General features: G+C 33.8%; 10 protein-coding genes. 6 read left to right on the top strand and 4 right to left on the bottom strand.

Annotation, left to right across the window (positions count from 1 at the left end; genetic code table 11):
* Positions 1-53 precede the first annotated feature (53 nt).
* The 3 genes from ACODSB_RS22160 (at position 54) to ACODSB_RS22170 (ending at position 2,699) form a co-directional block, all read left to right on the top strand.
* A complete protein-coding gene (locus ACODSB_RS22160; RefSeq protein WP_488938622.1) occupies positions 54-794 on the top strand; it encodes a rhamnogalacturonan acetylesterase in 741 nt (246 codons plus the stop codon).
* Positions 795-834: 40 nt separating this feature from the next.
* Positions 835-2,130 carry a DUF4861 domain-containing protein gene (locus ACODSB_RS22165; protein ID WP_488938623.1) on the top strand — a complete coding sequence of 432 codons (1,296 nt, stop codon included), beginning with the start codon at positions 835-837 and terminating at the stop codon, positions 2,128-2,130.
* A gap of 392 nt (positions 2,131-2,522) precedes the next feature.
* Positions 2,523-2,699, top strand: coding sequence for a histone H1 (locus ACODSB_RS22170; protein ID WP_026729959.1), 177 nt, complete (start codon positions 2,523-2,525; stop codon positions 2,697-2,699).
* Positions 2,700-2,804: 105 nt separating this feature from the next.
* On the opposite strand, the gene ACODSB_RS22175 is transcribed toward ACODSB_RS22170, so the two are convergent.
* The 3 genes from ACODSB_RS22175 to ACODSB_RS22185 form a co-directional block, all read right to left on the bottom strand.
* A complete protein-coding gene (locus ACODSB_RS22175; RefSeq protein WP_488938624.1) occupies positions 2,805-4,118 on the bottom strand; it encodes a hypothetical protein in 1,314 nt (437 codons plus the stop codon).
* A gap of 68 nt (positions 4,119-4,186) precedes the next feature.
* Positions 4,187-5,089, bottom strand: a complete 903-nt coding sequence (locus ACODSB_RS22180) for a hypothetical protein (RefSeq protein ID WP_488938625.1) — start codon at positions 5,087-5,089, stop codon at positions 4,187-4,189.
* 105 nt (positions 5,090-5,194) lie between these two features.
* On the bottom strand, positions 5,195-6,100 hold the full coding sequence (locus tag ACODSB_RS22185; protein ID WP_488938626.1) for a helix-turn-helix domain-containing protein: 906 nt from the start codon (positions 6,098-6,100) through the stop codon (positions 5,195-5,197).
* Positions 6,101-6,354: 254 nt separating this feature from the next.
* Between ACODSB_RS22185 and ACODSB_RS22190 the strand changes: the two genes are divergently transcribed.
* Positions 6,355-7,413: an NAD(P)-dependent alcohol dehydrogenase gene (locus tag ACODSB_RS22190; RefSeq protein ID WP_488938627.1), complete on the top strand. Its 1,059-nt coding sequence runs from the start codon at positions 6,355-6,357 to the stop codon at positions 7,411-7,413.
* A 149-nt stretch (positions 7,414-7,562) separates the two neighbouring features.
* On the opposite strand, the gene ACODSB_RS22195 is transcribed toward ACODSB_RS22190, so the two are convergent.
* Complete coding sequence (locus ACODSB_RS22195; RefSeq protein ID WP_053471981.1) at positions 7,563-8,603, bottom strand: GntR family transcriptional regulator; 1,041 nt, start codon at positions 8,601-8,603, stop codon at positions 7,563-7,565.
* A gap of 383 nt (positions 8,604-8,986) precedes the next feature.
* Here ACODSB_RS22195 and rhaT point away from each other — a divergent pair, with 383 nt between their 5' ends.
* Together rhaT and ACODSB_RS22205 are read left to right on the top strand one after the other, a co-directional pair.
* A complete protein-coding gene (gene rhaT, locus ACODSB_RS22200) occupies positions 8,987-10,036 on the top strand; it encodes an L-rhamnose/proton symporter RhaT (RefSeq protein WP_180856702.1) in 1,050 nt (349 codons plus the stop codon).
* A gap of 25 nt (positions 10,037-10,061) precedes the next feature.
* Positions 10,062-12,203: a bifunctional aldolase/short-chain dehydrogenase gene (locus tag ACODSB_RS22205; RefSeq protein ID WP_488938628.1), complete on the top strand. Its 2,142-nt coding sequence runs from the start codon at positions 10,062-10,064 to the stop codon at positions 12,201-12,203.
* Positions 12,204-12,219: the final 16 nt, after the last annotated feature.

Here is a 12,219-nt window from a genome sequence, read left to right on the forward strand (position 1 = left end):
TAAAATCTAAAATCTAAAATCTAAAATCTAAAATCTAAAATCTAAAATCTAAAATGAAATACATCTTAATCTTATTACTAATCACATCAGCTTGTTTCGCACAAAAAACAGCAGTGTATTGTATTGGCGATTCGACAATGGCAAACAAAAAAGATCCGGAGCGTAATCCAGAGCATGGCTGGGCACAAGTTTTACAGCCTTTTTTTAAAGACGATATCGTTGTGGTTAACAAAGCTGTAAATGGCCGAAGCACAAAAAGTTTTATTAACGAAAAACGCTGGGATTCCATTTATAAAAAACTAAAGAAAGGCGATTATGTCTTTATACAATTTGGACATAACGATGAAAAAATAGAAGATTCTGCCCGTTACACTAACCCGCATACTGCGTATAGATATAACTTAATTCGTTTTGTAAAAGAAAGCAGGGAAAAAGGAGCAATCCCTATTTTGTTAACTTCAATTGCGAGACGTAACTTTAATGAAAAAAGAGTATTAGTTCCTACACACGGAGATTATCCTTTAGAAACCCGTTTAACGGCGCAGGAATATAAAGTCCCTTTTATTGATTTAGAATATTATACCGAAGTTTTAGAACAATCTTACGGGCCAGAAAAATCAAAAGAACTGCATTTGCATTTCAAAGCAGGTGAAAATGCCTATTATGATAAAGATAAAGCAGATGATACGCATCTTTCTTTATTAGGTGCCAAAACGATTGCACAAATAGTAGTAAATCAAATTAAAGTTTTAGATGATAAAACTTTAGAAAACCTTAAAAAAGGAATCAGATAAATTAATTTCAAATGCCTGAATGGGTTTAAAATAAAAAAAAATGAAAAGTACAATCAATCTTTGCACTTCGATTGCATTCTCTACACTAATTTTTGCGTCTTGTCAGGCGCAGCAAAAACTTTCTAAAGAAAATAGAATTGTTTTAAAAAACAATTCTGATATCGAATTATTTCAAAAAGCGATTGCTGTAAAAAGAAATCAGCTTACACTAAATAAAGATTTAGGAAGTTATCCGGTATTGCTTTTTAAGAATGATACAATTCCCGCACAGGTTAATGACTTAAACGGTGATGGAAAATGGGATGAACTTTTTTTTGTAACCGATTTTTCTCCAAATGAAGAAAAAACAATAGTGCTGAATTGGTCGCAGAAAGATCCTAAATATCCAATAAAAACAAGCGTTCGATTTGGAAAAAGAGAAGGAAAGAACCTTCCTGTTCATCCAGATACGCAGGAAGTTTTAATGGCAGACCAGGTTCATAAAAAATTAGGTTATCAAAAATACCAAACAGATGGACCAACCTGGGAGAATGATAAAGTAGGGTTCAGACATTATCTGGATGGAAGAAACTCAAAAGATGTCTTTGGGAAAAAATTGCCCGGAATAACGCCGGAAGATGTTGGAATTAACAGCAAAGGTGCTGTTGAAGACAATTATCATGTAATGTATGACTGGGGAAGAGATATTTTTCCTGTTGGAAATTCGGCTGGTTTAGGAGGATTTGCTTTATTGACTAATGATAATAAAATCAACAGACTGGGAATACTTGCAGCGGACACTTTAAATAATATTGAAAAAACAACTTTTAAAATCGTTAGTGAAGGTCCGGTAAATTCGGTTTTAAGTTATACGTATCAAAATTGGGAAGCTTCGGGAAATAAATATCAGGCACAGGAAACCACTTCAATCTGGCCGGGAATGTATGGTTATAAAAATACAGTTTCGCTGAATGGTTTAAAAGGAAACGAAATGCTGCTCGTAACGCTTTCTAATCTTAACAACCAAAACCCGCTGCAGGTAATTGAAGCTGGAGATTTTGTGTGTTTTATACAACATGATAAATTGACCTATGAACGTCAATGGATTTTAGGAACTGCTGTTATTATTCCCAAAAATGTTTACAAAGGATATATGGAAGCACCAAAAACAGGACAGCAGACAGATTCTTATTTAATAAAACTGAAAACAAAAAACAACGAGGAAATTAGTTATTATCCAATAGCGGGATGGGAATTAAGTGCAGATGGAAACTTTAAGGATTCTGTTTACTTCACCAATTATGTAACCAATTTAGCAAAGCAGCTTTCGGCTAAAATTAAGATAAGTATAAAATAAGTTTGATATTAACGTCATTTAAGATATATAATAACAAAATCATAATATTTGACTTGTATTTTGAAGTTCTGCCTTTAAATAGACAATCAATTGGGGAAAAATTCCACACATTCTCAGTGGCGAAATAAAAATTTAAGCGAAAATCTTATACTTTAAAACCATTTTATTTTTTTATAAACCTATTTTAAAACATGTCTAAATAAGTTCTTAAATTTTGTTTTGATAATAATTGTCTGATTAATAGTTTGTTGCGGAAAGATGATTTAGCAAAATGTGATTCGTAAATTTTAGGTTAATTTAAAGTACAAAAAACAATGATAATTTTAACAGCAAATATGTTGTAACTATCAATCAAACTTCTATTTTTGCGCCTTAATTTAATAATTATAAGCATGAAAGATCTATTAGTAAAAATCAACGCCGAAATTGACACATTCAAAGCAGAAGCTGAATCTTTAACTGAAAAAGGTATCAAAGCTGCAGGACCAAGAGCACGTAAAGCTACTTTAGAAATCGAAAAACTTTTAAAAGAGTTCAGAAAAGTTTCTATCGAAGAATCAAAAAAATAATACAACTAAAACCTCGTCAACCGACGAGGTTTTTTTTGCTTTAATATAGGTTTTAAAAACCTTGGTATCTCAGAATTTTAGCACCTTATTACCTCTAAAAAAAACTTACCATTGCCTTGGCCCAACAGCAATTAATTCTTTGGTTTTTAAATCATATATTTTAGTTTTATTACTGCATTGAAACTTAATTTGCAGTCGATTTTGTTCCATTAAATCAAACTGATACGTCCAACGATCTTTTTTGTCTTCTTTTAATTTTATGATTTCCTGACCTTCTTGATTGTACAAAGCATATACATCATGGGTATCTTCGTTTTTAACCGTAAAATAGTAAAAGTTTAATAATTTATTTTCCTTGAAAAAATTTCGTAGCTCCTCACTTGGCTGATAATAATAATGTATTGTCTGCATGGCTATTAGATTAAATTCGGCAGGCAGGATAATCTTTCCGCTTTGATCTATAATACCTATTATATCTCCTTTTTTTTGAGGTGAAAAGGCAAAAAGTTTGTCTACAATGTAATCATGAGCTGGGTGAATATTGGCATAATGTGCTACTCTATGTTTTACAGGCTCAAGAAAAGGATAAGCAAATGGCGAAACTGTTCCATCAAAATCAACAATTTGAATCCCTTTTTCAGTTTGCGAAAAATAATATTTGTCATAAGCCATTAGCACATTTTTGGCAGTATTAGGTTTTACGTTTAATGTACTGTCAATAACGGTATCATAATATGGATTGGGTTTTCCGGTTTCTGAATTGCTTTTCTGAGCCCAAATTTCATTTTTCTTTTTTACATATAAATAGCTTTGAAAATCTTTGTACAATTTTAATAGAATCTTTTTATCTGTATTGAGATCGAAATATCCAAATTGATTGTCGCTATTAAGATAAATCATATTTTTATCAAGATGTGTTATTACAGGATAACTACAAATTTCACTCGCTTTATTATCATCTAAACGAAGTAATTTGTCATCAAATTTTATAAGATTGGTCTGCTCGGGAATTGTTGGTTCACCTAAAAATTGTTTTTTAGTTATAAGGTAAAGCTGTTTATTATAGTGAAAAAGTGATTTTATACTTTCACCTTCATTAAAGGTATATATCAACTTGCCATTTACATTAAATAGAAAACTTTTGGAAGTCCATGTAATGGTATCTAGCGGAGAATATCCAATATAAAAAATCTGCTTTGATGTTGGCGGGTAAGTTTCACCAACCAAATACCGATCTATTGCCTCATAGTTTGGCGGAATAAGAACTTGTTTGGTAGAAGTAACCATTACACCGCTTTTAGTACTTTTCATAAATATAGAATAAGGCGTATCTGAAAAAGCGTAATATTTTAATTTTGCTTTGCAGGAATTAAAAAGGATACAAGACAGAATCAGCAATACATAAAGTATATTTTTCATAGACTTACTTTTATTATAATGATATAATAAATTGTAAAAAGGTTGGGATTGGTATGCTTTTTATTCGGTTATACTTCGTAAAAAACAGTAAGTTGTTTTAATCGGTTTTTTACCAGGTCATTTTTTAGAGGTTCGAAGTGAAATATTTCGGCATTATTTTTTTTAACTGTGATATAAAACGGCTGATTCATTTTTTGCGTTAGATGATAAATTGTTTCCAGTTCGGCAATATCTTCAAACCAGCTTGCCATTGCGTATAAAGAAGGGAAGGGCGTTTTTTGCAGCTTTGCGTATACTTCGGGAGCCATTTCTACAGGTAACGGACTTCCGCCTCTAAAACGAGTTTTTTCAAGTAAAGGATCGATAAACTTTTCCACAGGAATATTCATTTTGTACCAAATAGATTCCGTAAAAACCGTTGGTTCCATTAGAGTATCTTTCTCAAGAGGATGCGGCGTTAGTTTAAGGACAGCGTCAACAACATGCGTAGCTTCGTGAAGCAGGACATAAAGAAATGCATCCATTTCGCCGGCTTCGATACGGACTTCATAATCGGGATTTGTTGAACGATCATAGCAAATAAGCTCTTTTGCAGTAGCCCATTGAGAAATTGTTTCGTTGAGTATACCAGCCCGAAAAGTAATATTGAACATTTTTACACCATCTTGATTTTCAAGAGTGGATGTAAGAGCAGTATTAGGCATATTATCCATAAAACTGATACTATGCAAATTTGTTTTTAAGATTTTCTGATGCAGAGGCGGTAAAAAAGAGAATGCTTTTTCAACCTTTGCTCTTTCATTTTCAGTCAATTCGTGATTTACAGGATTCATTCCGGCATCGCGAAATTTTTTATAGACACTTTCAGGAGCATTTAAAACCCGTTTACTGGCATCTTGATTTGTGGTCTGACCAAATGTTTTAAGCGATAAAAATAAGCAGAGAATAGCCGTAAGGTAGTTTTGTATCATTGATGATGAAATAGAAGTTTTTGTTTTGGATGCAAAATAAGATCTGGAAATCTGATTTTCATACCTCAAAACTATTAAAAAGAAATGTGGTTTAAGCTGAAAAAATCAAATATTGCTTTCCCTGCGATAGGTTTTTGGAGTTAATTGCTGACTTCTTTTGAAAAAATTAATAAAATGAGGAAGATCATCAAAACCCAGACACCACGCAATCTCAGAGATATTCCAATCCGTATGCTGTAGGAGGCTTCTCGCTTCCTGCATAATCCTTTCGGCTATAAGTTGTGTTGTTGTTTTTCCTGTTACCTGCTTTAAAGCGTGATTGAGGTGATTGACATGTATGGATAATTGATGTGCAAATTCAGTTGGGTAACGAAATTCCATTCGCTGCATATGTGATTCGATAGGAAATTGTCTTTCCAGGAGTTCCATAAAAATAGAACTTATTCTTTGGGAACCATTTGAGTCATTATATCGCTGGTAGGCGGCCGGTTCCAATTTTAGTGCCGTAAGAATAAGCTGAAGCAGCATGGCTCGAAGTGAATCATATTTATAGCTGAATTCCAAAGTAATTTCGTGCAGCATCTGTTTGAAGATATTTTCAAACTGAACATATTGCTCTTCATTTAAATGAAAAAGCGGAACATTGCCAGGCTTGTAAACCGGATAATCTTTGATATTTACAAACTGATCAAAAAACTCATCGGTAAAAATGCAAAAATAAGAAGACTGCTCAGAATCGATATGTTCCCAGGAATAAGGAATATTAGGATTAGTGAATAATAAAGCACAATCAGACTCCATTGTTTTATCGGCATAATACAGCTTTGTTCTGCCTTTTAATAAACTTATTTTATAGAGAGATTTTCTGTTGAAAGGCTTGCAATTGAATTTATCATCTGTATTGTGTTTTATGTAAAGCACATTAAAATTTTTGATGTCTTTATCAAACAATCCGGGCATAAAAACCCTGCTGTCATTTTTGAGATCCTTATGTAAATCAATTTCCTTCATTTAATTCCAAAATTATTCTAATTGCTTTTTTAACAGCTACTTATAGCCTTAAAATTGCTTTATGTAAATATAGTACAAAGGTATAAAATCGAATACAAGTAAATTGGTAATATCAAATAGAAAGCTGTAAAAATCAAAGAAACGTTTGCTGTTTGATATATTTGATTTTTTCAGCTTTCTATTTGATAAACACATCTTTGATGATAGGTGCTGCCAATAACTTTGCAACGATTATAACACTAAACCTATAAACAATGATTGCAGTAAAAGGATATGCGGCACAAAGTGCAAATGAAACGCTGGCTCCATGGAATTTCGAGAGAAGGGAAGTTGGAGCGCATGACGTACAAATCGAAATTTTATATTGTGGAGTCTGCCACTCAGATCTTGCACAAATTAACAATGAATGGTTTCCGGGAATTTTCCCAATGGTTCCTGGCCACGAAATAGTAGGACGTATCACAAAAGTGGGAGATCACGTTAAAGGATTCAAAATAGGCGATCTTGCCGGAATTGGTACAATGGTTAATTCATGCGGAGAATGCGGCCATTGTAAAGACGGATTGGAACAATATTGCAGTGAAGGTGTTGTTCCTACTTATAACGGTCTTGACAAATTTGGAGACGGCAAACCAACATATGGAGGCTATTCTAACTCTATTGTAACCCATGAAAACTTTACGGTTCACATCCCGGAAACACTAGACTTAGCAGCAACAGCGCCTTTATTATGCGCAGGAATCACAACTTATTCGCCATTAAAACACTGGAAAATAGGTAAAGGACACAAAGTTGCTGTTCTTGGTTTGGGAGGTCTTGGACACATGGCTGTAAAATTTGCAGTTGCTCTGGGAGCTGAAGTTACTATTTTGAGTACTTCTCCACAAAAAGAAGTTGATGCAAAAAGATTGGGTGCACATCATTTTGTGGTAACGAAAGATGCGGCGCAAGTTGAAAAAGTAAAGAGTTCTTTCGACTTTATTGTAGATACAGTAGCAGCAGACCACGATTTTAATTTTTACCTGTCTTTACTTAATATTGATGGAGTTCATATTTGCGTAGGCGTTCCGGTAGAAGGAATTCATCTGGATGGAGCTTTAGGCGCTTTTTCATTATTAGGCGGACGTAAAAGTATTGTAGGATCTGCCTGCGGAGGAATAGCAGAAACTCAGGAAATGCTAAACTTTTGCGCCGAACATGATATTGTTGCAGACATCGAATTAATCGACATCAAAGACATTACGACAGCTTATGAAAGAATGCTGAAAAACGATGTAAAATACAGATTCGTAATCGACATGGCAACTTTATAAAAGCATCAAATAAACTATCTAATCATCTGCAATGAGAAATAAAAACCTTATTGCAGATTTTTTTGTTTTAATCCTCGGCAAAAAAAAACTTAGAATCTCAGAATCTAAAGAAAAAACTTAGAATCTTAGCATCTCAGAATCTCAGCATCTTAAATAGAATTTCTATCAATAAAATTAAAAGGAACTTTAAACTGCCCTTTTTCTTTATTCAAAATCATTCTGGCAGCAGTTTCTCCCATAATATTAAAATCGGTAGACATTACGGTTATGCCCAGTAATTCTTTTAAAGGCGTATCATTATAAGAGATTACGCCGATATCTTTCCCTAAAACATATTCCTCATCACGAATTTGTTTCATTAAATTCACCAGATCAGATTCTTCAATAGTAATAAATAAATCCCCTTTTTTAAGAATCATATCATCATATACTTCACTAAGAATCTCAAAGTTAATTTCGTGTTCCACACAAAATTTTCTAAAACCATGCAGAATTCTTCTCGGATACGGATAAACAGCTTTATCAGGATAAACTAAAATTAATCTTTTGTATTTGGTGATTTTTGTTAAACCTTCTTTCAGTGCATTGTAAATGTCATTTTCAAAATCCTGATAAATTTTAATGATTTCACCTTCATGGGAAAGTTTGATATTATCCATTAAAACCAATTTCTCTTCCGGAATTCTCTGAATCGCTTTGGCAACTTCATCCGTAAAACTCAAATGTTTTAATTCATCTGTTTTAAAATGCGTTGTAATAACATAATAATCATAAGCCCCTTCAAACTTATCCAGTAAATTTAAAAACAGCGTTTCGTCGCAATGGTAAATATGAAGATCAGTATGCGCATTCGCACCAAGAGTATCAATAAACGAGCTGTAGGTTTTCATTTTATAAGCGCTCAGTTTATTAAACAAGAACAAAATATTTACTTTCGATTCCAGTTTTGTTCGGGTAATATAATATCCTTTTCCTCTAATCGAAGAAATGATTTTTCTTTCCTTTAAAATATTGTATGCTTTTTCAACCGTATCGCGCGACATGTAAAACTCTTCACTGAAACTGTTTATAGAAGGAATTTTTTGGTTGATTTTTAAATTTCCGTTAGCAATATTCTGCAAAATCGAGTCAACAATTTGTTTGTATTTTGGAACCCTCGAATCTTCATCTATTTTAATTAATTTAATCATGCTGCTATTTTGCAATCTGTTTCAGGTTTTGGGGCATGAAACAATTTTTTTTAATTATAATTTTATAAAAAACAATCCTAAAAACTGCTTCATATATTGATTTTACTACTTTCCTTACAAACAATAACGATAAAATAAAAGTACTCTTTATTTTCAGGGTGTTATATCGACTAGAGAAAATAATAATTACGAAATCGATTGCTAAAGTAGCGTTTTTAAATTTATTTTTCCAATACAATTGCATTGATCTTTGCAATTAATGCGCACTTTTAACAAAAAATACACGAATCATAAAGGATAGTACAGGACAGTTTTCTTTTTTACATTATATTATTTTACAAAACGAAATTAACTATCGCAATTAACCACAAACAAATTATTAAATGGAATCATTATTAGGAATCATTTTTCATTCTATCGGAGGATTTTCTTCAGGTAGTTTTTATATGCCTTTTAAAAAAGTTAAAGATTGGGCTTGGGAAAGCTACTGGCTTGTAGGCGGATTTTTTTCCTGGTTAATTGTACCGCCAATTGCTGCCTATTTAACGATTCCAAATTTTACTGAAATTATTGTAACAGCGTCACCAGCCATCAAAACCTTTACTTTTTCAATGGGATTGATTTGGGGAATTGGCGGATTAACATACGGTCTTGGCGTTCGTTATTTAGGAATGTCACTTGGAAATTCGATCATTTTAGGGTTCTGTTCTGCATTTGGAGCTTTGGTTCCTTCTATATATTATGATTTATATCCAACAGAAGGTAAAATTTCGTTTAGCGAAATGCTGGCAAGTTCTGGCGGACGATTGGTTTTACTAGGCGTTGCAGTCTGTCTTTTAGGAATTGCAATTTCTGGAAAAGCCGGAATCCTAAAAGAAAAAGATTTTGCTGTTGGTCACGAAGATAAAGACAAAGATTTCAGTCTTGTAAAAGGTTTAATAATTGCGGTAATTTCTGGAATTTTAAGTTCTTTTTTTAACTACGGAATCGAAGCCGGAAAACCAATGGCAGAACAGGCAGTAATAAATGGCTGTAACCCATTGTTTCAAAATAATGTAACCTATATTGTTTTGCTTTGGGGAGGTTTAACCACCAATTTTATCTGGTGTATCTATTTAAATTTTAAAAATAAAACGATTGGAGATTATACCAATAAAGCAACTCCAATTACAAAAAATGTGCTTTTTTCAGCACTTGCCGGTACAATGTGGTTTTTGCAGTTTTTCTTTTACGGAATGGGCGAAAGCAAATTAGGAAACGGAGCAAGCTCATGGATTCTGCATATGGCAACCATTATTTTAACAGCAAATTTTTGGGGATTCTATTTGAAAGAGTGGCAGGGTGTTTCGCAAAAAACATTCAGGACTTTTATCTGGGGAATCGGATTGATAATGCTTTCGATCATTTTAGTCGGAATTGGGAATTCTTTGTAAATACTTGAAAAAATATATGATAACAATGTCAAATACAAATACAAAAAATATGAATTTTAAGCATGTGAGCTATCTTTGGGATGAAGCTAAAGCAGCAGCATTAGCAGGAGATGAAGTAGCGCTTTTCATTTATCGTTCGAACCTTTTAGGAGCCGATTTAAGATTGACTAACTATGGAGGAGGAAATACTTCTGTAAAAATTACAGACAATGATCCGTTAACAGGAGCAAGTTCAGAAGTTATGTGGATTAAAGGTTCTGGAGGAGATATTGGTACATTGACAAAATCTGGCTGTGCAGCATTGTATTTAGACAGATTACGTAATCTGGAAAATGTTTACAAAGGAATCGAGTTTGAAGATGAAATGGTAGAATTATTCAATCATTGTATTTTCGATCTGGCTTCAAAAGCACCATCTATCGATACGCCTTTACATGGTTTTTTACCATTCAAACATATTGATCACTTGCATCCTGATGCGGCAATTGCAATCGCTGCTGCAAAAGACGGAGCAAAAATCACCGAAGAATTATTTGACGGAGAAATTGGCTGGGTAGGCTGGCAGCGTCCGGGTTTTGACTTAGGGCTTCAATTAAGAAGCTGTTTAGAAGAAGCTGCTAAAAAAGGAAAAAAACTACGCGGGATCATGTTAGGTTCTCACGGTCTTTTTACCTGGGGAGATACTGCATACGAAAGTTATATCAATACGCTGGAAGTAATCGAGAAATGTGCCGAATATTTAGAAAATAACTACGGTAAAAAACGTCCGGTTTTTGGAGGTCAAAAAATCGAAAGCCTTCCAGAAGCAGACCGCAAATTAAAAGCAGCAAAAGTAGCCCCGATTTTAAGAGGTTTCTGTTCATCAGAGCGTCAAATGATTGGACATTATACAGATGATGCAAGAGTATTGGAATTCATTAACTCTAATGATTTATCAAAATTAGCTCCATTAGGAACATCTTGTCCGGATCACTTTTTAAGAACAAAAATTAGTCCGCTGGTTTTAACATTAGATCCAAACGAAGATTTATCAGATGTTGATGCGGTAAAAGCAAAATTAGCTCCTGCTTTTGAGGCTTACCGTGCGATGTACAAAGACTATTATAATGCCTGCAAGAAATCAAATTCTCCTGCAATGCGTGACCCAAATCCGGTGGTAATTTTATATCCTGGAGTAGGAATGTTCACTTTTGCAAAAGATAAAACGATGGCACGTTTGGCATCAGAATATTATATCAATGCAGTAAATGTAATGAAAGGCGCAGAAGCAGTTTCAGAATATACTTCATTACCGCATCAGGAAGCATTCGATATCGAATATTGGTTGTTAGAAGAAGCTAAATTACAGCGTATGCCAAAACCAAAAGCATTGTCTGGAAGAGTAGCTGTAATTACAGGTTCTGCGGGCGGAATTGGAAAAGCTATCGCTAAGAAATTTGCTCAGGAAGGTGCTTGTGTAGTAATCAACGATATCAACGAAGAACGTTTAGAAGGCGCAACAGCTGAATTTATTAAAGCTTTTGGTAAAGATGCAGTTTCAAGCACTTTATTAAATGTTACGGATGAAAAAAGCACAGAATTAGCTTTAGACCAAGCTTCTTTAGCTTTTGGAGGTGCTGATATTATTGTGAACAATGCAGGAATCAGTATTTCAAAATCTATTGCAGAACATACTCTTGAAGAGTGGGACAGATTATATGATATTTTGGTAAAAGGACAATTTATTGTTTCTAAAGCCGGAATCGAAGTAATGCGCAAACAAGGTTTTGGAGGGGATATTGTAAACATTGTTTCTAAAAATGCAGTAGTAGCCGGTCCAAATAATCCGGGTTACGGTTCTGCAAAAGCCGCTCAGGCGCATTTAACACGTTTAATGGCTGCCGAATTAGGAGCAGATAAAATTCGTGTAAACACAGTAAATCCTGATGCTGTAATCTCAGATTCAAACATTTGGTCTGGAGGATGGGCAGAAGGTCGTGCAAAAGCATACGGAATCACGGTAGAAGAATTACCGGCTTACTATGCAAAACGTACGTTATTGAATGAAATCATATTGCCGGATGATATCGCAAATGCTTGTTTTGCGTTTGTTGGAGGTTTCCTGAACAAATCGACAGGAAACGCTTTAAACGTAGACGGCGGCGTTGCAATGGGCTTTTATAGATAAAAAATATTTAAGTTTT

It is taken from the genome of Flavobacterium sp. FG68, assembly GCF_057808895.1.